This is a genomic window from Nocardia sp. 852002-20019_SCH5090214 (assembly GCF_001665865.1).
GTDB lineage: Bacteria > Actinomycetota > Actinomycetes > Mycobacteriales > Mycobacteriaceae > Nocardia > Nocardia nova.
In genome coordinates this window covers 176,811-200,676 of sequence record NZ_LZMK01000449.1, presented here as the reverse complement: position 1 = coordinate 200,676, position 23,866 = coordinate 176,811, and the positions used below count along the sequence as shown (strand labels likewise).

22 protein-coding genes are annotated in these 23,866 nt (G+C 67.9%); 9 read left to right on the top strand and 13 right to left on the bottom strand.

Features of this window, described 5'->3' with window-relative positions:
* Positions 1-2,178, top strand: a 2,178-nt coding sequence (locus A5780_RS38570; RefSeq protein WP_082976968.1) for an MFS transporter, incomplete at its 5' end; no start/stop codon positions are given.
* Between the two features lie 73 nt (positions 2,179-2,251).
* The gene (locus tag A5780_RS38565; protein ID WP_030516045.1) at positions 2,252-3,073 is read left to right on the top strand and encodes a YceI family protein; all 822 of its coding nucleotides are present in this window, start codon (positions 2,252-2,254) and stop codon (positions 3,071-3,073) included.
* Between the two features lie 25 nt (positions 3,074-3,098).
* On the opposite strand, the gene A5780_RS38560 is transcribed toward A5780_RS38565, so the two are convergent.
* Positions 3,099-3,431, bottom strand: a complete 333-nt coding sequence (locus A5780_RS38560; RefSeq protein WP_063012126.1) for a hypothetical protein — start codon at positions 3,429-3,431, stop codon at positions 3,099-3,101.
* 206 nt (positions 3,432-3,637) lie between these two features.
* On the bottom strand, positions 3,638-4,810 hold the full coding sequence (locus A5780_RS38555) for a CdaR family transcriptional regulator (RefSeq protein WP_231983230.1): 1,173 nt from the start codon (positions 4,808-4,810) through the stop codon (positions 3,638-3,640).
* Between the two features lie 250 nt (positions 4,811-5,060).
* Here A5780_RS38555 and A5780_RS38550 point away from each other — a divergent pair, with 250 nt between their 5' ends.
* Complete coding sequence (locus tag A5780_RS38550) at positions 5,061-6,605, top strand: long-chain-fatty-acid--CoA ligase (RefSeq protein WP_064911475.1); 1,545 nt, start codon at positions 5,061-5,063, stop codon at positions 6,603-6,605.
* A 5-nt stretch (positions 6,606-6,610) separates the two neighbouring features.
* Here A5780_RS38550 and A5780_RS38545 read toward each other — a convergent pair whose 3' ends face one another.
* From A5780_RS38545 to A5780_RS38510, 8 genes are all read right to left on the bottom strand, one after another.
* Positions 6,611-7,198, bottom strand: a complete 588-nt coding sequence (locus A5780_RS38545) for a TerD family protein (protein ID WP_104363783.1) — start codon at positions 7,196-7,198, stop codon at positions 6,611-6,613.
* 102 nt (positions 7,199-7,300) lie between these two features.
* Complete coding sequence (locus A5780_RS38540; RefSeq protein WP_064911474.1) at positions 7,301-9,364, bottom strand: CocE/NonD family hydrolase; 2,064 nt, start codon at positions 9,362-9,364, stop codon at positions 7,301-7,303.
* Positions 9,365-9,471: 107 nt separating this feature from the next.
* A complete protein-coding gene (locus A5780_RS38535; protein WP_063012118.1) occupies positions 9,472-10,701 on the bottom strand; it encodes a cytochrome P450 in 1,230 nt (409 codons plus the stop codon).
* Positions 10,698-11,975 (bottom strand): cytochrome P450, encoded by a 1,278-nt coding sequence (locus A5780_RS38530; RefSeq protein ID WP_063012116.1) that lies wholly within the window; start codon positions 11,973-11,975, stop codon positions 10,698-10,700. The genes A5780_RS38535 and A5780_RS38530 overlap by 4 nt, the downstream gene beginning before the upstream one ends.
* Positions 11,972-12,550 carry an ATP/GTP-binding protein gene (locus tag A5780_RS38525; protein ID WP_255401793.1) on the bottom strand — a complete coding sequence of 193 codons (579 nt, stop codon included), beginning with the start codon at positions 12,548-12,550 and terminating at the stop codon, positions 11,972-11,974. The genes A5780_RS38530 and A5780_RS38525 overlap by 4 nt, the downstream gene beginning before the upstream one ends.
* A gap of 49 nt (positions 12,551-12,599) precedes the next feature.
* Positions 12,600-12,965, bottom strand: a complete 366-nt coding sequence (locus A5780_RS38520) for a DUF742 domain-containing protein (RefSeq protein WP_030516036.1) — start codon at positions 12,963-12,965, stop codon at positions 12,600-12,602.
* Positions 12,966-12,975: 10 nt separating this feature from the next.
* Positions 12,976-13,383, bottom strand: coding sequence for a roadblock/LC7 domain-containing protein (locus A5780_RS38515; RefSeq protein ID WP_064911473.1), 408 nt, complete (start codon positions 13,381-13,383; stop codon positions 12,976-12,978).
* Entirely contained in the window at positions 13,380-14,810 is a 1,431-nt protein-coding gene (locus tag A5780_RS38510; RefSeq protein WP_064903012.1) for a sensor histidine kinase KdpD, read from the bottom strand. Before A5780_RS38510 ends, A5780_RS38515 begins: the two co-directional genes overlap by 4 nt.
* A 480-nt stretch (positions 14,811-15,290) precedes the next feature.
* Between A5780_RS38510 and A5780_RS38505 the strand changes: the two genes are divergently transcribed.
* Genes A5780_RS38505 through A5780_RS38495 form a run of 3 tightly spaced genes read left to right on the top strand, consistent with a single transcriptional unit; the run spans position 15,291 to position 17,498 of the window.
* The gene (locus A5780_RS38505) at positions 15,291-16,094 is read left to right on the top strand and encodes an SDR family oxidoreductase (RefSeq protein WP_064911495.1); all 804 of its coding nucleotides are present in this window, start codon (positions 15,291-15,293) and stop codon (positions 16,092-16,094) included.
* An 8-nt stretch (positions 16,095-16,102) separates the two neighbouring features.
* Complete coding sequence (locus A5780_RS38500; RefSeq protein ID WP_064911494.1) at positions 16,103-16,951, top strand: TIGR03619 family F420-dependent LLM class oxidoreductase; 849 nt, start codon at positions 16,103-16,105, stop codon at positions 16,949-16,951.
* 37 nt (positions 16,952-16,988) lie between these two features.
* Positions 16,989-17,498, top strand: coding sequence for a nuclear transport factor 2 family protein (locus tag A5780_RS38495; RefSeq protein ID WP_064911472.1), 510 nt, complete (start codon positions 16,989-16,991; stop codon positions 17,496-17,498).
* 7 nt (positions 17,499-17,505) lie between these two features.
* Here the strand turns inward: A5780_RS38495 and A5780_RS38490 are convergent, their stop codons facing one another.
* The 3 genes from A5780_RS38490 to A5780_RS38480 all read right to left on the bottom strand — a co-directional run bounded on the left by A5780_RS38490 (position 17,506) and on the right by A5780_RS38480 (position 20,891).
* Positions 17,506-19,272, bottom strand: coding sequence for an oleate hydratase (locus tag A5780_RS38490; protein WP_064911471.1), 1,767 nt, complete (start codon positions 19,270-19,272; stop codon positions 17,506-17,508).
* Positions 19,273-19,334: 62 nt separating this feature from the next.
* Positions 19,335-20,195, bottom strand: a complete 861-nt coding sequence (locus tag A5780_RS38485; RefSeq protein ID WP_063012286.1) for a 3-hydroxyacyl-CoA dehydrogenase — start codon at positions 20,193-20,195, stop codon at positions 19,335-19,337.
* 39 nt (positions 20,196-20,234) lie between these two features.
* Positions 20,235-20,891: a TetR/AcrR family transcriptional regulator gene (locus A5780_RS38480; RefSeq protein ID WP_227462662.1), complete on the bottom strand. Its 657-nt coding sequence runs from the start codon at positions 20,889-20,891 to the stop codon at positions 20,235-20,237.
* A gap of 208 nt (positions 20,892-21,099) precedes the next feature.
* Between A5780_RS38480 and A5780_RS38475 the strand changes: the two genes are divergently transcribed.
* The 3 genes from A5780_RS38475 (at position 21,100) to A5780_RS38465 (ending at position 23,866) form a co-directional block, all read left to right on the top strand.
* A complete protein-coding gene (locus tag A5780_RS38475; protein ID WP_197521967.1) occupies positions 21,100-22,086 on the top strand; it encodes a DUF2804 domain-containing protein in 987 nt (328 codons plus the stop codon).
* 124 nt (positions 22,087-22,210) lie between these two features.
* Positions 22,211-23,008 (top strand): ABC transporter permease, encoded by a 798-nt coding sequence (locus A5780_RS38470; RefSeq protein WP_030516026.1) that lies wholly within the window; start codon positions 22,211-22,213, stop codon positions 23,006-23,008.
* 12 nt (positions 23,009-23,020) lie between these two features.
* The gene (locus A5780_RS38465; protein WP_030516025.1) at positions 23,021-23,866 is read left to right on the top strand and encodes an ABC transporter permease; all 846 of its coding nucleotides are present in this window, start codon (positions 23,021-23,023) and stop codon (positions 23,864-23,866) included.

Below are 23,866 nucleotides of genomic sequence, written 5' to 3'. Positions count from 1 at the left end.
CCGGTGCTCGGCGGCTTCTTCTCCGATTACGACACCCTGTGGGGGATCGACGGCTGGCGCTGGGTGTTCCTGGTGAACGTGCCGATCGGCGTGGTCGCCCTCGCGGTCGTGGCCAAGGTGCTCAATGTCCCGCATCAGCGGCAGAAGTTGAATGTCGACTGGTGGGGTGCGATCGCGCTGGCGATCTGTGTGGTGCCGTTGCTGATCGTGGCCGAACAGGGCCGCACCTGGGGCTGGGGTTCCGGCAATTCGGTGATCTGCTACGCCGTCGGCGCGGTGGGCCTGGTGCTGTTCATCGGGGTGGAGTACCTGATGAAGGACTCCGCGCTGATTCCGCTGCGGCTGTTCAAGAACTCCACTTTCTCGGTGGTGATGATCGGCGGTTTCATCGTCGGTATCGCGATGTTCGGCGCGATCAGCATGGTGCCGCTGTATCTGCAGGTGGTGCGCGGCTATTCGCCGACCGAGGCGGGTCTGCTGATGCTGCCGCTGGTGCTGGGCATCATGATCGGCTCGATGATCTCCGGTCAGGTCGTCAAGCGCACCGGCCGCTACAAGATCCTGCCGGTGGTCGGCACCTTCCTGGTGACCGTGGGCGCGCTGCTCTACGCCCAGTTGCACTTCGACAGCGCGATGTGGCAGGTGCTCGCGATCGGCGCGCTGGTCGGTCTGGGCCTGGGCTGCTGTATGCAGACGTTGATCATCGCGGCGCAGAATGCCGGTCCGCGGTCGGATATGGGTGTATCGACGGCGTCGGCGACATTCTTCCGGCAGGTCGGCGGCACACTGGGTGTCGCGGTCTTCCTGACGATTCTGTTCAATCTGTTGCCGCACAAGATCACCGATGCCTTCGGCGGTCACCTGCCGCCCGGACTGGACGCCGGCAAGCTGAACCAGTTGCAGGCCAACACCGCCGGAATCGGCGCGCTGCCGCAGCAGATCAAGGACCCGATCCTGATCGGATTCACCAACTCGATGCACGGCGTCTTCTACGCCGCGGCGGGCGTGGCCCTGCTGGCCTGCATCGTCATGATGTTCATGAAAGAGATTCCGCTGCAGGATGCTTCGGCGCCCGCCCCGGCGCCGAAGGATCCGGTCGAGACGGCCGAAGCCGAATGGGCCGAGAACCAGGTGTGGGAGGGTGCCGCCCAGGCGCTCTCCGAGCCCGAACCGGTTCTCGCCGCCGCGGCGGCGGGTCGGCACGCCGCGGCCAACGGGCACGAATCACATCGAATTGCGGAGGTTTCGGCGATGACAAACACTCCTGTCGTCAACTCCCACGGCAGCGGCCACGCCATCGGCGGGCAGGTGCAGCGGGCCGACGGCCGACCGGTCGCGGGCGCCGCGCTGACACTGATCGACCAACGCGGACACCAGGTTTCGCGTGCGACCGGCGACAGCGGCGGTCGCTACTCGATCGAGCCGCCCGGCGCGGGCAACTATGTGCTGATCGTCTCCGCGAACGGTCACCAGCCCGCCGCGGTCAATGTCACCGCCGACGGCCGCACTCAGCGCCTCGACCTGACCCTGCAGGGTTCGGGCGAGCTGTCGGGCATGGTCCGGACCACTGTGACGGGTCAGCCGCTGGCCGGTGCGACCGTCACCCTCACCGATCTGCGTGGTGAAGTGGTGGGCGCGGCCGTCACCGACGAGTCCGGCAACTACCTCTGCCACGGTGTGGTCTCGGGGACCTACACCCTGGTCGCGGTGGCCGAACACATGCGCCCGAGCGCGACCGCGCTGGTCGTGCCCGACAGTGGCCTGCTGCATCACGACATCGAGCTCTCGCCGATGGCGGTGCTGACCGGAACCGTGCTCGCCGACGGCGGTGCGGTGCCGGACGCGGAGGTCACGGTGCTGGATCGCTCCGGAACCCCGATCGGGACCACTCGCACCGACGAGAACGGGCAGTATGTACTGACCGACCTCAGCGAGGGTGAGTACACGGTGGTCGCGCGCGGATATCCGCCGGTGACCAGCCGGGTCGCCGTCGGCGGCGGCGAGGTCGAGCACGATGTCCGGCTGGGTTACGACGACGGTGACGAGGGCGAGCGCCCGGCCGCCGGGCCCGCCGGAGTCGCCGGCACCAACGGTGCCGCGACGAACGGAGAACGGAACGGGGTCCGGCACAATGGTGTCGAGCCCAGTGGTGTCGATCAGAACACGGAGCTGTCATGAGCGAGCTTGCGAGCGAATCAATGTCACAGGGCGCCCCGCGCATGCCGGAGCCGAGCGTCAGCGAGGCGCAGGCATGAGCGGTTTGACCGCACAGGTTCGCAATTCCGATGGCTGGCCGGTGCCGGGTGCGCTGCTGACCGTGACCGATCTGAACGGTCGTCAGCTCGCCCGTGCGGTGGCCGACGAAACCGGGGCCGCGGCGACCGAGCCGCTGCCCGCCGGTATGCACACCGCGGTGGTGACCGCCCCCGGTTATCAGCCGGTGGCGCAGATCGCGCGGATATCGGCTTCCGGCAGCGGGCAATTGGGTGCGGTGGCGTTGCAGTCGGAGGCGAACTCCCTCGGCACGCCGGCACCGGGCCCGTGGACCATCGACCCGGTGCATTCCACGGTCGTGGCCACCGCCCGCCACCTCGGTATCGCGAGTATCAAGGCGCGGTTCGCCGAGGTCGGCGGCCGGCTGGACGTGGCCCGGAACTTCGAGCAGACAACGGGTTTCGCCGAGATCAAGGCGGCCAGCATCGACACCGGAATCGGGATGCGCGACGACCATCTGCGCTCGGCCGACTTCCTCGATGTCGAGAGCTACCCGCTGATCGGATTCACCGGAACCGGATTGCGGCGCACCGGCGCCGACACCTGGGTGATGCCCGGTGAACTGGAGTTGCACGGTCAGCGCCGCCCGGTGGAGCTGGACCTGACCTACGGCGGGTCGGGACCCGACCCGTGGGGCGGGGTCCGCGCCGCATTCCATGCCGAGACCCATTTGCACCGCAACGATTTCGCGATCGACTACAACGCCGTCGTGCGCGCCGGTGTGGCCGCGGTGGGCACCACCGTGAAGATCGAGCTGGATATCGAACTGGTGCAGGGAGATTCGCTACCGCAGATGTAGCGGCGGGCCGGGCCGGTGCGACCGGTCAGCTCGCGTGGCGTTCTGGGACGACCCAGATGCGCTGCACCGCAGGGAATTCCGTGGTGTCGGCGCTGGGGTCGACCTCGACGTCCGCATCGAACTCCGGATACCAATGTGTCATGCCCGCAAGGGAATCCGCCGCATCGGGGATGTCGAGTTGCAGCTCGATGGTGTCGGTGAACGGGTCGATCACCGCGGCGTGACGGGCCGGTTCCGGCGCGGCGTGGCGCGGGCGGAACCGTAGTCGATCGATGAAGTCATCGACGGAGGTGTATCCGGCCTCGTAGATCTCGGCCAGCAATCGTTCGGCGGGCGACGGGGCGTGGAATCCGCGCATACTGTCCCTCGATTTATCGATGTTTCACACTACGGTGTTGTTCAGGGGCGATGGGGGCTGTCGGGGACGCAGCCCCCACCTGACCTGATGTTGCGACAGCGGGACGCTGTGGGCATGGCGACCCGCTCTGCAAGCCCCGAGCTATCGAGGCAGTCAGAGCCTAAGCCACCCCGGAGCAACCGCACGGCATTTCGGGGGAAACTTCACTAATTCGCAGACGCGAAATTCGTTGCGCCAGGCCGTACCAGACGGTCGTATTGAATCGCCCACCACACCTGCGCACCCGTGTGCGCCCGGCGCAGATCGCACCCGGTCAGCTCCTCGAAACGGCCGATGCGATAGCGGACCGTATTGGGATGCACGATCAGTCGCTGTGCGGTCGCCTCGATGCGCATGCCGGTATCGAGATACGCCGTCACGGTGTCGATCAGCGTCGCGGCCGAGCCGCCGCTGCCCAGCGGCGCGAGATAGCGACGCACGAGTTCGGCGCCGAGTTCGGGATCGGCGGCGACGCCCGGAAGCAGGCCGAGACTGTCGAATTCACAGGTCCCGGTATGGCCGAGCGCGGCCGCCGTGGCCAGGGCGCGGCCCGCCAGCCGAAACGACCGCGGGGCCTCGGCGAGCGGGCGCGGTGGTCCGAACGCCAGCAGTGCCGCACCCGGAATGTGGATCGTGCGATCGGTGAACCCGGCATAGTCGCCGTCGATCACGGTGCGGAAGGCGTAATCCGCGCCCTGGGGTCGCAGCAGACGGTCGAATTCGGTCGGCGGCGCCGCGTCGGCGCGGGCGCGGAAGGCGCGATAGTCGGCGTCGGCGCGCAGGCCGTAGCGCTGAATGCCCAATGTCAGCTCGGTGGCCGAAATCGTGCCCGCCAGCACGGCCCGCGTGAATTCCGCGCGCTGGATGCGGTCGTGACCGGACCGGGTGCGCTCGACCTCGTGGTGGGCGTCGGAGAACGAGGCCGTCGCATCGTCGACCAATTCGAGCAGATCACGGGTGATCTCGAACAGCACCGCGTCGTCGGCGCCGCATTCGGCCGCCACCGCGCTCAGCGTCTCCAGATGCAGGCGTTCGGCCAGGCGCCAGGCGCGTAGCAGCGCCTCCATGGACACCGCCTGCGTGGCGCGGATCCGGCCGTAATCGGTCAGCCGGGTGCCTTCGGACGATTCGACATCGGCCGTACCGGCGAGGGAGGCGAACAGCCGGTCCATGATCGCCATCGTCGTCGGCAGCAGATCGGCCGCATCGATCGTGCGGTAATCCGGAATCTCGGCGCGGGCCCGGTCGACGATGCGGGCGGCGAGGGCGTCGCGCTCGGCCCGCATCCGCGCCAGCAAGCGTTGCCGCGGGGCACTCGAGGACTCGGACGACTCAGCCATGACAGGCCCGAGAATACGACGCGACTTTGGAGAAACCAACAAATCCCAGCCCCCGAACTTCGACGCGAAATCCATGGCTGCCCAGCCTGTGGCGTACGACACTCATCGGAGTTCCTCCGTGGGGCTCGGCCGCCTCGATTTTGGACTGACGGAGCGAGGGAGCGCAGCGACTGAGCGGAGGAGGGAAAAATCGAGGCCAAGAGGCCGAGACCCCGCCGGAGCGAAGCGAAGGCAGAAAGCAGAGACGCGCATGTATCTCACTCAGGGCCTGCACCGGGCCGTTCAGCAGAACCCCGACGGGGTCATGTCGATCTGCGGCGATCGTGTTCGCACCTTCGCCGAGGGCGCCGACCGGGTCGCGCGGCTCGCCGCGGCGTTGCGGCAGCTGGGTGTGGGCGAGGGTGATCGGGTCGCGATTCTGGCGCTCAACAGTGATCGGTATCTGGAGTACGTGCTGGCCGTGCCGTGGGCCGGGGCAGCGCTCAATCCGGTCAACATTCGCTGGAGTCCGGCGGAAATCGCTTATTCGCTGGAGGATTCCGAGACGGCGGTCCTGCTGGTCGACGACACCTTCGCCGCGATGGTGCCCGCGCTGCGGGCGGCCGCGCCGGTACTGCGCGCCGTGATCCACTGCGGTGACGGTCCCGCGCCCGACGGCATGCTGTCGTACGAGGAACTGATCGCGGGCGCGGACCCCGTCGAGGATGTTCGCCGCGGCGGTGACGCACCGGCCGGAATCTTCTATACCGGCGGGACCACCGGTCACCCCAAGGGTGTGGTGCTCAGCCACGCCGGACTGCAGATCTCGGGGCTGGGCAGTCTGTCCACCGGATATCTGGCGCAACCCGGCGCTCGCTATCTGCACGCCGCCCCGATGTTCCACCTCGCCGATCTGGCCGGCTGTGTCACCCAGATCATGATGGGTGGCGCCCAGGTGATGGTTCCGGCCTTCGATCCGGTCGCGGTGATGAAAGCGATTGCCGATCACCAGGTTACGGATACGCTGCTGGTACCGGTGATGATCCAGATGATCGTCGACCACCCGCGGGTGCGCGACTTCGATCTGTCCAGTGTGCGCGGCATCGTCTACGGGGCCTCGCCGATCGCGCAGGCCGTGCTCGAGCGTGCCATGCGGGCGTTCCCGCAGGCGCGCTTCGCCCAGGCCTACGGAATGACCGAATTGTCGCCCGTGGCAACACTTCTCGGCCCCGAGGACCACCTGGCCGGCCGATTGCGTTCGGCGGGCCGCGCGGCCCCGCATGCCGAGGTGCGCATCGCCGATGCCGAGGACAACGAGGTGCCGCGCGGCACGGTCGGCGAGATCCTGGTCCGCGGCGGGCATGTCATGCTCGGTTACTGGAACCGGCCCGAGGAGACCGCGGCGGCGCTGCGGGGCGGTTGGATGCACACCGGCGACGGCGGCTACATGGACGACGAGGGGTACGTCTACATCGTCGACCGGATGAAGGACATGATCGTCAGCGGTGGCGAGAACGTGTACTCCGCCGAGGTGGAGAACGCCGTATCAGGACATCCGTCGGTGGCCGCGTGTGCGGTGATCGGTGTCCCGGACGAGGAATGGGGCGAGCGGGTGCACGCGGTGATCGTGTGCCATCCCGGCGCCACGGTCACGGTCGAGGAGATCCGCGACCACGCCAAGCAATCGATCGCCGGCTACAAGACCCCGCGCACCATCGAGTTGGTCGACGCCCTGCCGGTCTCCGGTGCGGGCAAGATCCTCAAACGCGAACTGCGCAAACAGTATTGGGGCGATTCGGAGCGACAGGTCCACTGAGCGCGTCAGCGCAGCAGGCCGGCGAGGTGGGGTAGCGCTTCGACGGGATGTGCGGCGGCGATTCCGGCGGCGATCTCGCGGAATTCCCAGCCGTGGCGCCCGCGGCGGAAAACTCCCACCACCATGCCGGTATCGCCGCCAGCGCCGAGGTCGCGATCGGCGAGCACGGTGCCGTCACCGGCGGTGACGCGGCAGCGCGCGTTCTCGACCTCGGCGAAGGTCTGGCCGCTGTAGCAGGTGACGACCACGACGACGCCGGTGATCTCGGGGCGCACCCGGGTCAGGTCGAGGGTGATGATCTCGTCGTCGCCCTCGTCCTCGCCGTTGACGCTGTCGCCGAGCAGTCGCACCGCACCGTCGGCGGAGATCAGGTGCTGGTGATACACCACCTCCACCGGGTCGTCGCCGGCCAGCAGGACGGCGGCCGCGTTGAGGTCGATCGCGGTGCGGCGGGCGCCGAACCAGCGCCGGCCGCGGGCGGGGTCCCAACCCAGGCCCACGGTCGCGAATTCCACCGGACCCGCAGCGCCCTGTGGTTGTTCTCCGGACATCAGCCGCACCTCCCCGCCGAGCGGTGCGACGTCGGTGCGCACCGGCTTCTCGCGGTCATTATCGACCGTCGACTGCGCGACGTTAACCGGCGGGCGGTACCGAAACTCGGGTGCGGCGCGAAAACTGTTCGGACACTGGGTAATTCAGCCGATGGGCCGATCGGTGGGCAGATTGACGTAACTCGGTGCGTTCGGATCCAGGCGCAGATGCTGGGGCTTGAGCTCGGAATCGTTGAGCATCGGGCGGAACGGCATGGCCTTGGGCGCATTGGCCGCGAACAGGTCGATCCGCAGCCGATGCCCGATCTGCAGCCGAGCCTGGGTCGGGATCACCGCGATGTCGAGGCCCACGGGTTCGCCGGGTGTCACCGGCTGCCGCGCCGCGGCGGTGAGCAGATGGAACGGAATCGTGTAGTCGCCGTTGGCGGATCGGCTGCTGCGGGCATCGTCGACGGCGCGCATGGAGACGGTGAGCTGTCCGGTGGTCAGTGCGGTGGAGGTGCCGTCGGGCGCGACGTCGTTGACGGTGGCGCTCCAGAATCCGTCGGTGGCGTCCTGCACGGTCTCGAGGTGGATGTCGATGGGCCCGGAGATGGCGGTCGGCGCGGAGACCGGGGCGCTGGTGAAGGTCAGCGCGTCGTGTTCGGCGACCCGGGAGTCCTTGGCGCAGGCATCGAGCATCGCCGCGGAACCGGCCGAACCTTGGGCCGCGTCCCGGGAGCAGAGGGTCGCCAGTCCCGGCGCCACGGTGAGTGTGGCGACCTCGGCCGGCGGCTGTGCGCTCAACGACCCGTCGTGCACCGCCGCATCGGTGGTGCCGCTGGGCCCGGCGGTCAGGTAGACCCGGCGGTGGTCGGCTCCAGGCTGCGGATACTGCGGCAGCGTCACCCAGCCGCCGCCCTGCTCCTTCAGCACGATGGGGCCGTAGCTGTCGATACCGTTGTCGATGTCCTTGAGCCACTTGTCGAACCACGCTCGCTGCAACACCTCGAGCCGCGGCGGGGCGCCGGGTACGCCGGTGCCGGCACCGGGATTGGCGTGATAGGTGTCGCCGACCACGAGTTGTTTCCGCCCGGCCGGCAGCGGGATGGCCTGGTAGATCTTGGTGGCGCTGTTGGCGAAGATGTCGTGCCAGCCGCCGTAGACGAAGGTGGGCACGGTAACTCGTTCCGGATGTCCGGTGAGGGCCTGGCGGAAATCGCTACCGGAGTCCAGTGCGTCCGAGAGGGCGGGCGGCATATCGTCCATCGACGGCGTCAACAGGGCCTGAGCGAGTAGGTCCACATTGGTGGCCGGATCCGCCACCCGGGCGCTGAGCCATTTCCAGTCGAAGGTTCCGTTGAGGATCGCCTTCAGATCGGGGATCAGCTTGAGCTGATTGACCGTTTGGAGCCACATCGGCAGGAAGGTGGTGCCGACGCCGCCGCCCGGCGCCACCACGTCACGCATGAGATCGCTGCCGGGCACCACCGGGAAGATGGCGCGCAGCGCCGCCGGGGCGTCCTCCGCCGCTCGCAGTTGATTGATGGCCGCGTACGAGCCGCCGCTCATCGCCACCTTGCCGTTCGAGAACGGTTGTGCCGCAGCCCAATCGATCACCTCGCGGGTATCGAGCTGTTCCCGCGCGCCCAGGGTCTCCCAATTGCCCTGGGACTGTCCGGTGCCGCGCACATCGGCGACCACCAGCGTGTAGCCGCTGCGAATCAGATTGCGGTCCAGGCCGAGGACGGTCGGCACGGTGCCGCCGTCGAGGGCGTGCAGCAGATCGCCGAAGCTGCTGATCGGGGTGCCGGAGAGGTTGATCTGCCGGACCAGGGACATGACCAGGGGCTGCAGTGCGGGATTCTCCACCGCCGAGCCGACCAGATCGGTCATCAGCTTGGTGTAGGGCGTGAGATTGACGATGGTCGGCAGCGGCTGGGCAACCACCGCGCCGGAGGCGTCGACCGGCCGGTACACGTCGGCCTTCAGCACGATCCCGTCGCTCATCCGGATCGGCACATCGGAGTCCAGATGGACGTCCGGATATTGCTGAGGGCCGTCGTGCACGGCGGTCCACTGGTCCTCGCGGCCGACGAGGCCGGGGGCGGCGGAGTGCGGTAGGCCACCGAAGAGGGCGGTGGCGGTCGCGGAAATCCCCACTGCCGCAACGGCAATCAGGGTTCGGACGGGCACGACGGGTTTGCTCGATCGCAGCTGCCCGAACATCACGCCCCTTCTCGGTTGAGTTTTCGCGCACGACTGGGCCGGTCATCGACGATAGCAATCCGCTACCGAAAATTTCGGTAGCGCGGCCCTGGTGTCGCGCGCGGAACTCAGTCGCCGAGCCGGACCGGGAACTGGGCCAAATCGTTCTGCGTCAGCACGGGAAGGTTGTGAATCTCCTCCACCGGTACGGCCAACGACAGCTGCGGGAACCGTTCGAACAGCGCGGGCAGTGCGATCGACGCTTCCAGCCGGGCGAGCGCGGCACCCGGGCAGATGTGCGGTCCGTGACCGAAACTGATGTGGCGCTTGGCCGTCGGCCGGGTGATGTCGAATGCGTCGGCGTCGGCGCCGTGCACCGTGGTGTCGCGGCCGATGGCCCGATACGACATCACCACCCCCTCGCCGCGTTCGATGACGGTGTCGCCGACGGTGATGTCCTCGGTCGCGAACCGCATGAGCAGATGTGTCACCGGACCGTCCCAGCGCAGCGTCTCCTCGATCGCTGTCTCCCAATCGATCTGCCCCGAGCGCACCAGCTCGAACTGCTCCGGATGGGTGAGCAGGGCGCGCACGGTGGTGAGGATCAGCGACACCGTGGTCTCGTGCCCGGCGGCGACCAGCGCCTGCAGATTGCCGACCACCTCGGCCTCGCTGAGCGGTTCGCCACCGTCGGTGGCCAGGATCAGCGCGCTGGTCAGGTCGTCGGCCGGGTCGGCGGACTTCTTGCGCACCATCTCGGTGAAGTACTCGCCCATTCGCTCGATCACCGCGAGCCGCTCGTCCTGCGGGGTGAGCAGGGAGAAGAACGCCTTGTACCAGTCGAGCAGCATCGGATGATCGGCGTGGTCGACGCCCATGAGCTCGCTGATCACGCGCATCGGCAGCGGATAGGCGAAGACCGATTTCAGGTCGGCCGTGCCGTCGCCGGCGGCGGTCAGATCGTCCAGCAGTGCGGCGACGGTCGATTCGATGAACGGGCGCAGGGAGGTCAGGCGGCGCGCGGTCAGCGCCTGGGTGGTCTTGATGCGCAGGCGGCGGTGTTCGGGGCCGTCGACGGTGAACATCGAGACCCCGACGTCGATCATGCCGATCAGCGGCCACTGCCGGGTGACCACGCCGTCGCGCCACAGCGACCAGGAGTTGATGTCCTTGACCAGCCGCGGGTCGATGAGCAACTGCCGGGCCAGGGTGTGGCCGGTGACGGTCCAGGCCGGCACCCCCAGCAGTTCGATCCGGGTCAGCTGTCCGGCATCGCGTAATCGGGCGGTCTCACCGCCGAGGTCGCCGACCATCGGATCGATCACGAGCGGTGCGGCATGCGGGCAACTGGCATTCACGGGGTACCTCCCACGGTACGAACGGGTGTGAAGGTGACCGGCAGCGACGTCATTCCGCGCAGGAACGGCGACGGCCGGCGAGTCAGTTCGGTGGCGGCGACGGCTAGGTCGAGATCCGGCAGCCGATCCAGCAGCACTTCGATCCCGGTGCGCGCGATGATCTCCGCGATCTGCTGGGCCGGGAAGGGGCAGCGGTATTCGCCGTAACTGAACGCGAAATGCGCGCTGTTGCCGCTGTGCGCGGGTGCGAGGGAATCGGAAAGATCTTGGCGCACATGCGGATCGGCGTTCGCGCCCGCTAGGCCGAGCAGCAGCATATCGCCGCGCCGGATGGTCTTGCCGGCCAGCCGGGTGTCGCGCGAGGCCCAGCGCCCGGCCAGGATCTGGGTGGGGGTGTCCTCCCACAGCACCTCGTTCATCGCCTGCCCGATGCTGTGGCGGCCACCGCCGAGGGCGGCCGCGAAGCGATCGTCGGTGAGCATCAGCCGCACCGAATTTCCGAGCCAGTCGCTGGTCGGCAGCTGGCCCGCGGCCGTGACGGCCATCAGATCGAGCGCGTATTCCTCGTCGCTGAACCGTTCGGGCGAGTGCAGCATCCGCGAGGTGAGATCGTTGCCCGGGCGCGACTTCTTCATCGCGACGAGTCGCTGCATATGGTCGGCGAATCGGCCGTAGGCCGCCTGCGCCTCGGCGCCACCGTCGGCGAGGGTCTTCATGGTCCAGGCCAGATCCGCACCCTGATCGTCGGGGAATCCGATCACCCAGGCCAGCGCCAGCACCGGCAGTGGTTCGGCGAATTCCGCGATCAGGTCGGCGGTGCCGCGCCCGCAGAAGCGGTCGATCAGCTGATCGGCCAGATCCTCACAGGCCCTGCGCAATCCGAACGGGTCGACCTGTTCGAGCGCGGGCTCGACCATGGCCAGATGCCGCAGATGCTCGGCCCCGGCGGTGAAGTAGATCGACGGCATCGGGCGGCCGACCATCGGCAGCAGCGGCCAGTCCTCGGGGATGTTCGGCCACTGATTCCAGCGCGCCACATCGCGCGGGAACAGTTCCGCATCGCTGGTGACCTGGTGAACTTCGCGATAACCGATCACCAGCCAGGCCGGAATTCCGCCGGGCAGTTCCACCGAGACCACCGGGCCGTGGGCCCGCCGCATCTCCCGGTACAACTCGTGCGGGTCGGTGTGGAAACGCGGGCCGCTCAACGGCATCGGATCGGCGGGCGAGACCGGGCAACCATCGGCGCTGAGACCGGCCTGCGGCGCGTTCATCGGGCCGCTCCCCGGGCGGCGGCCCGCAGGCCGGCGGCGTGCAGATGTTCGACGAGGGCGATCAGCACCCGCTTGCCCGAATCCCGCGAGCGCGCATCGCATTCCACCAGTGGCACGTGCGGATCCAGATCCAGGGCGGCACGCAGTTGAGTGTCGTCGTGGCCGGCAGGCCCGAAGATGTTGCACGCCACCACGAACGGGGTCTGCTGATGTTCGAGCCGGTCGATGGCGTACCAGGAGTCGGTGATCCGGCGCGGGTCGACCAGCACGATCGCGCCCAGCGCGCCGGTGAACAACCGGTCCCACAGAAACCAGAAGCGCTCCTGCCCCGGTGCGCCGAACAGATACAGGACGTGTTCCGCGTCGATGGTGATGCGGCCGAAGTCGAAGGCGACCGTGGTGGTGGATTTGGCCGGTGCGCCGGTGGGATCGTCGATGCCGATGCCCAGCGAGGTCATCGTCGCCTCGGTGTCGAGCGGGCGGATCTCGCTGACCGCGCGGACCATGGTGGTTTTACCGACGCCGAAACCGCCGACGATGACGACCTTGAGCCCGTGCCGGGCGGTGTCGGCCAGCGGCGCCTGGGCCCGGGCCGGACGGTCGCCGAATCCGGTGCGGAGGGGATCAGAGGTTGCGGAGTCCAACGAGCACCTTCTCCAGTATTTCGGTGTCGGGCAGGGCATTCCACGGCTCCCACGCGGGCGCGGAATGCGGGTGGCGCACGGTGATCTTTCCGGCGTCGAGCAGGTCGGCCAGCAACACCATCGTGATGCCGACCGGCAGCCGCAGCTCGGCGGCGATCTCGACCACGGCCGTCGGCGCCCGGCAGATCTCGAGGATCGCGACCTGCTCGGACTGCATCCCCGGGGCCGGCTCCGATTCGGCCACCACGAGTGTCACCAGATCGAAGGCGTCGGTATCGGGGTGGCTGCGGCCGCCGGTGAGGGTGTAGAGCCGGTCCGGGGTGTCGTCGCGGCCCGGCCTGGTCATCGCGCCCGCCTCACGGCCGCGGGCCGCGCGGCGCGGCGGAGAGGTGTTCGCCGAGCTGTTCGACCAGTTCGCTCATGTTGTGGCCGACCAGCCCGGCATCTGCCTCGGCATCGGCGACGACCGCGATGTGGGCGCCCAATCCGGCCTCGACGATGAACAGGATGCCGCCGTAGAACTCCGTCATCGACTGCCGCACGCCACTGCGCCCGTCGCCGAATTCCACCGAGGCGCCGTGCGAGAGGCTCTGGATTCCGGCCGCGATCGCGGCCAGCTGATCGGCCTTGTCCACCGACAGTTCCGGGGTGTGGCAGATCTTGAGACCGTCGCTGGACAGCAGCAGGGCGTGCCGGCTGTGCGGGGTGCGGGCCAGCAGCTGGTCCAGGAGCCAATCCAGGTGCGCCGGTTCCGAAGTGGTCATCGATCGTTCTCCAGGGCAATCGAAGGGGAGGGGGAATCCGGGGCCGAGACCGCGCGCTGGAAGGCGCCGAGGGCCGACGGCCGCGTCCGCGGGTAGGCCGAATCCTCGACGGCGGCGCTGCGCAGGCCGTCGGGATGGACCGCGGCGAGAGTGCTGCCGCGGCGGCGCTTCGGTAAGGGTTCGGCCGACCGCTCGGGGTCCGGAACCGCCTGCGTGGCAGAGTGTTTCGCGGCCGCGGTGGTGGCGTCGGCGTCCCGGTCGTCGGTGACGGGCGGTCCGAACGGACTCGCCGGAAGGGCGGCCGGGGTCGCGACCCGCGCGGCGGGCGGCAGTTCGATCGTCGCGGTGGAGCCGGGGGAGCGGTCCAGGCGCGTGGTCAGATCGCGCGGGACCACGACGACGACCGCCGTGCCGCCGATCGCCGACGGGCGATACGACACGGTGAGCGCATGTTTGCGCGCCAGATTGCCGACCACCGCGAGCCCGAGCCGGGTGCCGGTCAGCGAGGACAGATCGGTATCCGCTCCGCGTGCCGTCCGGGTGCCGGACACCGCCTGTTCGGCGCGGCGCAGGGCGGATTCGCTCATCACCAGTCCGCTGTCCTCGATGGTGACGACGACGCCGGCCGGCACTTCGGCGGCGTAGACGTGGACCTCGGTGGTGGGCGGGGAGAAATTGCAGGCGTTGTCGATCAGCTCGGCCAGCGCGTGCATGATGCCCTCGGCGGCATGACCGGCGATCGCGATTTCGGCGACCGCGCGCAGGCGCACCCGGCGGTAGCCCGCGACGCGACCCATGGCGCCGCGCAGAATCGATTCCATCGCAATGGGTTTCGCCCACCGCCGGCCCGAGCGGGCGCCGCTGAGCACCGCGATGCTGTCGGCCAGGCGTCCGGCCTGTGCGGTGCGATGGTCGAGGGTCAGCAGATCGGCCAGCACCGACGGATCGGCGTGCCGATGTTCCATTTCGCGCAGTTCGGCCAGCATCGAGGTGGTCATCGCCTGCATCCGCCCGGCGGCGCCGGCGAACGCCGCCATCGCGGCCACCCGGCGGTTCTCGCTGCCGCCCGCCTCCCGCCCCGCCGCGACCGCGGTATCGTGGGCGGCTGCCAGGCGCGCCTCGCTCTCGGCGACGTAGTTCGCGACCGCACGCTCGGCGCGATCGTTGGCCTCACGATAGCGAATCGCCCGGTCACGGTAGTGACCGGCGAATCCCGACGTCACGGCCAAGGCCAGGCCCACGACCCCGGCGGCGACGGCCGAGGCCACTCGTTCGGTCTCGGGCGCGAACCGGAGCATGGCCAGGCAAGCCGCGGCGCCGACGAAGACACAGATCGTCGCGGGAAGGAGAAAGGCCGGTACTCGTCGCGGTGGCCGGGATGTGGCGGCGCCCCCGGGCGCCTGCTGCGAATTGACTGAATAGGTCACTATCGATACTTCCGGATCCACATCCACATGTGCGGAGATGGCACAGTTCCCCCACCTTCCGCTGTGCACGGCTGACTCGAATGCGCGGACCGCCAGACGATTTCGAAATTCGCGCACGAGCATAACGCCGACCCCGAGGGTGCGCTACCCGAAGTGTTCGCGCCGTCCGGCGGCTTCGAAATGGAAGTTTCACGGCGAGTTTTCGAAATGAAGGAATGTGATGTCGAGTGCCCCGTTTCCGCGAAAACACTGCTCAGCAACCATGTTCGAAAATACTGGCGAATGTGTCGTGCGCGCGAGCGGCACGATCACGAACTGAAAACGTTGCGGCGCACTATCTTTCGGCAATTTAGTGAACAGCGTTCATTTCACCCTGAGCAGTGCTTTTCTTCGCGACACGAGTGTCCGGTGAGCGGGAGTGCGCGCCGCACCGAAACCTGTTTCGGTTACCGTCCGGGCATGGCCGCAGAACCGAACGACATCATCGATCCGCACCGCTACGGGCCGTGGGCCGTCATCGCCGGCGGTTCGGAGGGGGTCGGCGCGGAGTTCGCCGACCGGCTCGCCGCCGCGGGGATCAATATCGTCCTGCTGGCGCGGCGGGAGGGCCCGCTGGCCGAGACCGCCGAACGTGTCGCCGCGCGCGGGGTCCAGGTACGGACCCTGACGGTCGATCTCACCGCGCCCGACGCACCGGCGCGCGTCGCGTCCGCGACCGCCGACGTGGAGGTCGGCCTGCTCGTCTACAACGCGGGGGCCAACACCCACAGCGCCGAATTCCTCGACGGCGACCTCGACGCGTTCGCCGCCATGAACGCGCTCAATGTCACCGCACCGCTGGCGCTCGTGCACCATTTCGGGCGCGGCATGCGCGAGCGGGGCCGCGGCGGCATCGTGCTGGTCGGCTCGCTCACCGGCTACTGCGGCTCGGCCCGCCACACCGTCTACGGCGGCTCCAAGGCGTATCTGCGGATCTTCGCCGAGAGCCTGTGGCTGGAACTGCGGGATTACAACGTCGACGTGCTGCATCTGGTGCTGGGTGTCACCCGGACACCGGCGATGGCACGTGCGGGATTGAATTTCGACATCCCCGGCATGCTCGTGGCCGAACCGGCCGATGTGGCGCGCGAAGGGCTCGAGCAGTTGGCCAACGGACCGGTGTTCGTCGCGGGCGGCAATGCCGAAACGGCGGCGCGCAGCAGCGGTCCGGATCGGGCGGCGATCGTGCTGGGCGGGCATCGCCGGATGCAGAAGTTGATCGGCGCCGAACCGGATCCGCGATGACCGGCCCGGTGCGCCTGGCCCTGTCGTCGCCGATCGTGGTGCGGTTTCCCGGGCAGTACTCGCCGTGGGAGGCCGATGCCGGCATGGCGGAACTCGCCCGCATCGCCGAGACCGCCGACCGCCTGGGCTTCGACCATCTCACCTGCAGTGAACACACCGCGGTACCGGCGTCGATGGCCGCTTCCCGGGGTGCGACCTACTGGGATCCGCTGGCCACGCTCGCGTATCTGGCCGCCCGCACCACCCGGATCCGGCTCGCCACCTCGGTGCTGGTGCTGCCGTATCACCACCCGCTCGAGATCGCCAAGCGCTACGGCACACTGGACCGGATCAGTGGCGGCCGGGTCGTCCTGGGTGTCGGAGTGGGATCTCTGCGCGCGGAATTCGATCTGCTCGGGGCGACCTGGGAGGGGCGCGGAGAGCGCGCCGACGATGCGATAGCCGCCCTGCGCGCCGCATTCGGCGTGCGCGAACCCGATTACGCCGGAACGCATTACAGCTTCTCCGGGATGATCGTCGAGCCCGCCGGAGTGCAATCCCGGGTGCCCATCTGGGTGGGCGGGCGAACGATGCGCTCGCTGCGCCGCGCGGTCCGCTTCGGCGACGGGTGGATGCCGTTCGGCCTGCCGATGGCGGAGCTGAAAACGATGCTCTCGCAAGTCGATTCGCCACCCGGATTCGAGGTGGTCCTGCCCACCGGCCCGCTGGATCCGCTCGGTGAGCCGGACCGGGTGACGCGGCGGCTCGCGGCCCTGGCGGATGCGGGTGCGACACTGGCCGGATGCGCCGTCACCGCGAACTCGGCCGAACACTACTGCGACCAATTGGCCGCATTGGCCGAGCTGGCGAACCGGTGAGCCCGATATCGCCACGGGCGGACCAGAGGAGGACGAGATGACCGAGGTCGAACTCGCGGATATTCTCCGCCGGCTGCGACGGGTCGAGGACGAACTCGCGATCCTGCGCATCATCGCGTCCTACGGACCGCTGGTCGACGCCGGGGAAGCGCAGGCGAGCGCCGAATTATGGTGTGCAGAAGGCGAATACGACGTCGAGGGCTGGCGGATGCGGGGGCGTGACCAGGTGCGCGCGATGGTGGAATCGCCCGCACATCGGACGCTCATCGCCGCCGGGTCGGCGCATTTCCAGGGTCCGGCACGCATCGACATCGACGGTGACGAGGCGCTCGCGGTCTTCGAATCACTGCTGGTGCATCGCGAATCGGACGGTTACGAGGTACTGCGCGCGAGTGTGCACCGGCTCGAACTCCGCCGCGAATCCGACGGGTGGCGCATCGCCCGCCGCACCGGCCGTCTGCTCGACGGGGGTGAGCAGGCACGAGAACTGCTGGCCACCTTCGCGCGCCGAAGCGGGGACCGGCCGTCGGCCGATCCCCGCGACTGAATGCCGGTTACTTGTCGGTGATGAGCCCGTACTCGGCGAGCAGCAGCCCGACCTCCGAACTCTCCAGCTTCCCGATGAGCCTGCGCCGCAACGCCTCCGGGCCCGGAATCTTCAGCGCGTCCCCGTCGCGCATGTGGCCGACCGCATTGAGCAGGCTGCGCACGTCGTAGGTGGAGTTGAACACTTCGGGCACGCCACGCTCGATTCCCAGCAGCCGATAGGCGGCCTCCATACCGGTGCGCACCGAGTACTCGGTGGTGAAGATGCAGTCCCGGCTCGTTTCGGCGAACTGGCCGATGAAGGCGAAGTTCACCGCGCCCTCGGGCACCACGTCGGGCCGATCACCGGCCTGGCGCGGCATGAAGAACGAGGTGACGTAGGGCATCATCACCGGCACGCACTTCGCGGCCTCGGCCGCCAGCTCCGGGATGTCGTCGAGCGGAACGCCCAAGTGGTACAACCACTCCTGGGTGATCTCCTCGCCGGTGCACTCCTGCATCGTCTTGTGCACGTAGTCACCCGGCTTGTCGGCGAACAGCGAGTACACCCACACCACGATCTGATCGGCCGGTTGCTGTTTGAAGTGCGGTTGCCGGTTCACCGTCCAGCTCAGCAGCCAGCTGGAATCCCGGGCGGTGACGATGCCGCCGGTGACGACCTTGCCGCTGAAGGGATCGCGTTTGCAGATCTTGCGGATGTACTCCGGTATGCGCTGATCGAGTGTGGTGACCGTCGCCGATTCCCATTTGGTCTCGGGAATATGGGATCCGAAGACGTCGGGGCGGCCGAAGGCGCGATCCTTGGCCGCGATCCGCCGCCACAGTTCCCAAGCGGGCGCCGGTCCCTCGTTCAGTGTCGCGGGGGTGTGGTGATCGCCCTCGTCGGAGTTCTCCACCAGCGAACCGATCGTGGTGAACAACAGATCGTCCGGGCCCAGCCGGACGCCGCCCTCGACCCCGTCCGAGACCCAGTGGATACCGGTGGCCTGCTTGCGATCCGCGGTGATGTCGAAGTCGATATCGGTGACCTCGGTATCGAACCGGAACGTCACGCCCTGATCGAGCAGCCACCGATACAGCGGCAGTACCAGCGATTCGTACTGGTTGTACTTGGTGAACTTCAGTGCCGAGAAGTCCGGCAGGCCGCCGATGTGATGGATGAACCGGTGCAGGTACAGCTTCATCTCCAGCGCGCTGTGCCATTCCTCGAAGGCGAACATCGTGCGCCAGTACAGCCAGAAGTTGCTCTGCAGGAAGTCCTTTCCGAACACCTCGTCGATGCGCTTGTTCTCCATCTCCTCGCGAGTGGCGAGGAAGATCTTCGCGATGTCCTTCTGCGCCCTGTCGTTCAGCGCGAAGAGGCCGTCGGTGTGCGCGTCCTGGCCGCGATCCACCGTGGCACGCTGCAGCGAGTAGTTCGGATCGTCCTTGTTCAGCCAGTAGAACTCGTCGAGGACGCTCGCGCCCTCGATCTCGATCGAGGGCACCGAGCGGAACAGGTCCCACAGGCACTCGAAGTGGTTCTCCATTTCGCGGCCACCACGGATGACGAAACCCTTTGCCGGCTCCTTGATTCCGTCCAGCGCGCCACCGGGCAGCTTCAATCGCTCCAGGATGGTGATCCGGTCACCGGACATCTGCCCGTCGCGGATCAGGAAGGCCGCGCCCGACAGCGAGGCCAGGCCCGCCCCGACGAACCACGCCGTCTTGTCGTCGACGCCCTCGGGTTTGCGCGGGCGGGCGAACGCCTCGTAGTTGCCGCTGCTGTAGTACATCCGGGTCTCTCCTGCCTGTGGTTGTCCGCCCCGACTGTCGAATGTGGCTGTGCCGTAACGTCTTACGCGTTGTACCGGTAGAAGCCCTCGCCGCTGGCCAGGCCGAGCCTGCCCTTGTCGATGTATTCCGACTTCAGCCACTGCGCCAGCTTCCGGCCGTCCTCGCCGCTGTTGACCAGGATGTTGTACGGCGTGGTCAGACCGACGATGTCGAGGATCTGGAAGGGGCCCGCGGGCGCGCCGGTGCCGATGCGCCAGGTCTCGTCGACCGCCTTCGGCTCCGCGTAGCCGCCCGCCGCCAGCGCCATCGCCGAGTTGAGGAACGGCACGAGCAGCGAGTTGAGGACGTAGCCGGCCTTCTCCTTGTGCAGTTCGATCGGCACCATGCCGATGGCCCGGGCGAATTCCACTACCGCCTCATACACCTTCGGATCGGTGTCCTCGGTGCCCATGACCTCGGCGGTGTTGAAGTGCCACACCTGATTCGCGAAGTGCAGGGCGAGGAATCGGTCCGGGCGGCCGGTGGCGTCCTTCATGTCGCTGGGCAGCAGCGTCGAGGAGTTGGTGGCGAAGATGGTGTGCTCGGGCGCGAGCTCACCGAGCCGGCGATAGGTGTCCTGTTTGATCGACAGCACCTCGGGCACCGCTTCGATGATCAGATCCGCGTCCCGGGCGGCCTCGGCGAGATCGCTGGTGAGCGCGATGCCCGCGGCGGTGGCCTCGGCCTTGCCGTCACCCGCGCCCGGTACCTGCTCACGGTAGGTGGCCGCGAGTTTGTCGAAACGCTCGCCCGCCGCGGTCAGCGCCTCGTCGTTGATGTCGTAGGCGGTCACCTCGAAACCGTTGAAGGCGGTCTGGAAGGCGATCTGGGATCCCAGGACGCCGGTCCCGAGGACGCTCACCTTGCGAATCGTGCCGGACATGTCGACTCCGTTCTGCGGGCCGTGGCCCACGTTGGTTTTTCAGGCTCCGGTGACCGCGGCGCTGCGGAAACCGGCGACGAGTTGAGCGATCTGGGCGTGCAGATCGTCGATCGGATCGTGGTGGGGGTGGACGCCGGTGGACGGGCGCACCAGCGCCATGTGCAGTACCGCGAAGAGACCGCGGCCCGCCACGCGGGCCGCCTCCCGCTGCGCGGCCGTGGGCTCGCCGGAGTTCGCGACCGCGGTCAGCAGAATCTCGGCGAGGACCGACTCGAGCTGCGCCACCAACGCCAGCCCCTGTTCCCGGTAGGTCTCCTCGGGCGGGCCGAACAGCAATTCGCGCTGGTAGGCGATGGTGTTCTCGGTATTGCGCGCCGCTGCGACCAGGATCGGCCGCAGCAATGCCGTGATCGCGCCCACCGGATCGGCGATGTCGCGGGCGCGGCGGGCGCCGGCCTCGAGCGCCGACCGGAAGTCCTCGTTGTAGACCATGAGCAGCAGCTGCCCCTTGGACGAGGCGTAGCGGAACAGCGTGCCCGCGGCGATATCGGCCCGATCGGAGATCTGCTGGGTGGTGACCGCGGCGAAACCGCGTTCGGCAAACAACCGCGCGGCCACCTCGAAGATTCGGCTCTGCTTCTCGCGCATATTGCGCACCCGCCGCCCGACCTGCCGGCTCTGCTGTGTACTTGCCACCCGACGCCTCCTATCGGCCGATAAGAATGAGTGCGCTCATTAATGAGCATACTCAGAGCTATCGGAAGTGCAACACGTCCAGCATGACGTCGGCCACGTGCGTGGGTGCCGGCCTCGTCGCAGGCGTGGCCCGTTCGTGATGACCGGCCCGCCCGCGACAATGGACCGACCGCGGTCGCGTCGACCGCGGCAGCGAAGGAGGGCCACGATGGCCGAACGGGTGACCACGGAGCGCGAGATCACCGCGAGTGTCGATCTGTGCACGTCGCGGGGCCGGCTGAATCCCGACGCGGTGGGCTGGACGCGCCGGCCGCTGCACCGGGCGAATCTGCGTGGCTGGGGTCGCACCAAGCGGTGGGAGTACTGGGGCATCGTCACCCCGGACCACATCATCGGAATCGTGCTGACGTCGCTGGATTACGCCGGTCTGCAGGGTATCTACGTGCTCGATCGGGCGAGCGGCACCGAGATCGTCAAGGATGTGGTGACGCCGTTCGCCCGCGGTGTGCACCTTCCCGATCGCAGCGGTGCCGGCACCGCGACCGGACATGCCGGCGATCTGGTGATCGAATTGCGAAACGATCCGGCCGGCACCAGGATTCACGCCGCCACCCCGCGCATCGATATCGATCTGACGGCCGGGTCGCCGGCGGGACACGAATCGCTCGGTGTCGTCGTGCCGTGGAGTGCGAAGCGCTTCCAGTACACCGTCAAGGATCTCGGCCGTCCGGTGTCGGGCACCCTCACCGTGGACGGCGTCGCCTACGTGGTCGCCGACGGGTTCGCCGTCCTCGACCACGGACGCGGGAAGTGGCCGTACTCGATCGCGTGGAACTGGGCCGCCGGCTGCGGCCCGGAGACGGCGATCCAGCTCGGCGGCAAGTGGACCGACGGCACCGGTTCGACCGAGAACGCGCTGTTCGTGCGTGGCCGGCTGCACAAGATCGACGATGAGCTGGAATGGGTGTACGACCGCCGGGACTGGTTGCGGCCGTGGCAGATTCGCGGCCCGCGCGTTGCCGTCGAGTTTATGCCCTTCCATGTGCGCGAATCCCGGACGGCGCTGGGTGTGCTGGCCAACGACACTCATCAGTGCTTCGGGCACTTCACCGGCCGAGCCCGCACCGACGACGGGGAATGGGTGGAGCTCGACGGCCTCACCGGCTGGGCGGAAGAGGCGCGCAACCGCTGGTGATCCGAAACGCTACCTACTCGCAATAGCTATTGCGTTCTTGTCTCGCGGATGTAGCATTATCGAAACCGAGAATGCGATTTCCGCCAGGTTGTCGCGACGTAGCGGGGTTCCGGGAGGTGGCGGCATGGCGATAACTCTGCCGGGCTGGTCCCGGAGTATGTCCCGCCGTTCGGCGGGCGGACTGCAGACCATCGGCGGACTGTTCGCCATGTCGGCCGATGCGGTGAAGTTCGCCTTCCGTCGCCCCTTTCAGACCCGCGAATTCCTGGAGCAGTCCTGGTTCGTGGCCCGGGTATCGCTGATTCCGACCCTGCTCGTGGCGATTCCGTTCACCGTGCTGGTGAGCTTCACCCTCAACATTCTGCTGCGCGAACTGGGTGCGGCCGACCTCAGTGGCGCGGGCGCGGCATTCGGCGCGGTCACCCAGGTGGGTCCCATGGTGACCGTGCTGATCGTGGCCGGATCCGGTGCGACCGCGATGTGCGCGGATCTGGGCTCGCGGACCATCCGCGAGGAGATCGACGCCATGGAGGTGCTCGGCATCAATCCGGTGCAGCGCCTCGTCACTCCGCGCATGCTCGCTTCGGGACTGGTCGCGCTGCTGCTGAACAGTCTGGTCTGCATCATCGGCATCGCCGGTGGTTACGTCTTCTCCGTCTATGTGCAGAACGTCAACCCCGGTGCCTTCGCCAACGGCATCACCCTGCTGACCGGGCTGAACGAAGTCGTGATCTCGGCGGTCAAGGCGCTGTTGTTCGGCCTCGTCGCCGGGCTCATCGCCTGCTATCGCGGGCTGATCGTCTCCGGTGGCGCGAAGGCCGTGGGCAACGCGGTGAACGAAACCGTGGTCTATGCCTTCATGGCGCTGTTCGTGATCAATGTCGTCGTGACCGCGATCGGCATTCAGATGACGGCCAGATGAGGGGGAACGGCTGTGGTACTGGAAGCGAGATATCCGCGTGCCGTGCGGCGGGCGCGCCGGCCGGTGAAAAGCCTCGGCAGCATCGGCGATCACACGCTCTTCTACGTGCGGGCGCTGTTCGGCGCTCCGTTCGCCGCGTGGCGCTACAAGAAGGAGACCATCCGGCTCATCGCCGAATTCAGCATGGGCTCCGGCACTTTGGCGGTTTTCGGCGGCACCGTGGTGATCGTCGGATTCCTCACCCTCGCCACCGGTGGCACCCTCGCCGTGCAGGGCTACAGCTCCCTGGGCAATATCGGCATCGAGGCGTTGACCGGATTCCTGTCGGCCTTCATCAACGTGCGCATCTCGGCGCCGGTGGTGGCCGGCATCGGACTGGCGGCCACGTTCGGCGCGGGAGCCACCGCGCAGTTGGGCGCCATGCGGATCAACGAGGAGATCGACGCACTGGAATCCATCGCGATCGAGCCGATCGCCTATCTGGTCGGCACCCGCATCGTGGCCGGGATGATCGCGATCACGCCGCTGTACTCACTCGCGGTGGTGGCCTCCTTCCTCGCCAGCCGGGTCACCACCGTCTTCCTGCTCGGCCAGTCCTCGGGGCTCTACGACCACTACTTCACCACCTTCCTCAATCCGCTCGATCTGGTGTGGTCGTTCGTGCAGGCGATCCTGATGGCACTGACAATTCTGCTGATACACAGCTATTTCGGCTTTTTCGCCGCCGGCGGGCCGTCCGGCGTGGGTACCGCGGTCGGCAACGCGGTGCGGACCTCGCTGATCGCCGTCGTCTCGGTAACCCTGCTGGTCTCGTTGGCCATCTACGGCTCCAACGGCAACTTCAACCTGTCGGGCTAG

Excerpts from the sequence above, each read along its gene's own strand:
- A5780_RS38550 (WP_064911475.1), top strand. The coding sequence starts at position 5,061 with ATGTATCTCACTCAGGGCCTGCACCGGGCCGTTCAGCAGAACCCCGAC.
- A5780_RS38540 (WP_064911474.1), bottom strand. The coding sequence starts at position 9,364 with ATGTTCGGGCAGCTGCGATCGAGCAAACCCGTCGTGCCCGTCCGAACC.
- A5780_RS38485 (WP_063012286.1), bottom strand. The coding sequence starts at position 20,195 with ATGTCCGGCACGATTCGCAAGGTGAGCGTCCTCGGGACCGGCGTCCTG.
- A5780_RS38555 (WP_231983230.1), bottom strand. The coding sequence starts at position 4,810 with ATGGCTGAGTCGTCCGAGTCCTCGAGTGCCCCGCGGCAACGCTTGCTG.
- A5780_RS38520 (WP_030516036.1), bottom strand. The coding sequence starts at position 12,965 with ATGACCAGGCCGGGCCGCGACGACACCCCGGACCGGCTCTACACCCTC.
- A5780_RS38515 (WP_064911473.1), bottom strand. The coding sequence starts at position 13,383 with ATGACCACTTCGGAACCGGCGCACCTGGATTGGCTCCTGGACCAGCTG.
- A5780_RS38475 (WP_197521967.1), top strand. The coding sequence starts at position 21,100 with ATGGCCGAACGGGTGACCACGGAGCGCGAGATCACCGCGAGTGTCGAT.
- A5780_RS38560 (WP_063012126.1), bottom strand. The coding sequence starts at position 3,431 with ATGCGCGGATTCCACGCCCCGTCGCCCGCCGAACGATTGCTGGCCGAG.
- A5780_RS38490 (WP_064911471.1), bottom strand. The coding sequence starts at position 19,272 with ATGTACTACAGCAGCGGCAACTACGAGGCGTTCGCCCGCCCGCGCAAA.
- A5780_RS38565 (WP_030516045.1), top strand. The coding sequence starts at position 2,252 with ATGAGCGGTTTGACCGCACAGGTTCGCAATTCCGATGGCTGGCCGGTG.
- A5780_RS38470 (WP_030516026.1), top strand. The coding sequence starts at position 22,211 with ATGGCGATAACTCTGCCGGGCTGGTCCCGGAGTATGTCCCGCCGTTCG.
- A5780_RS38495 (WP_064911472.1), top strand. The coding sequence starts at position 16,989 with ATGACCGAGGTCGAACTCGCGGATATTCTCCGCCGGCTGCGACGGGTC.
- A5780_RS38530 (WP_063012116.1), bottom strand. The coding sequence starts at position 11,975 with ATGAACGCGCCGCAGGCCGGTCTCAGCGCCGATGGTTGCCCGGTCTCG.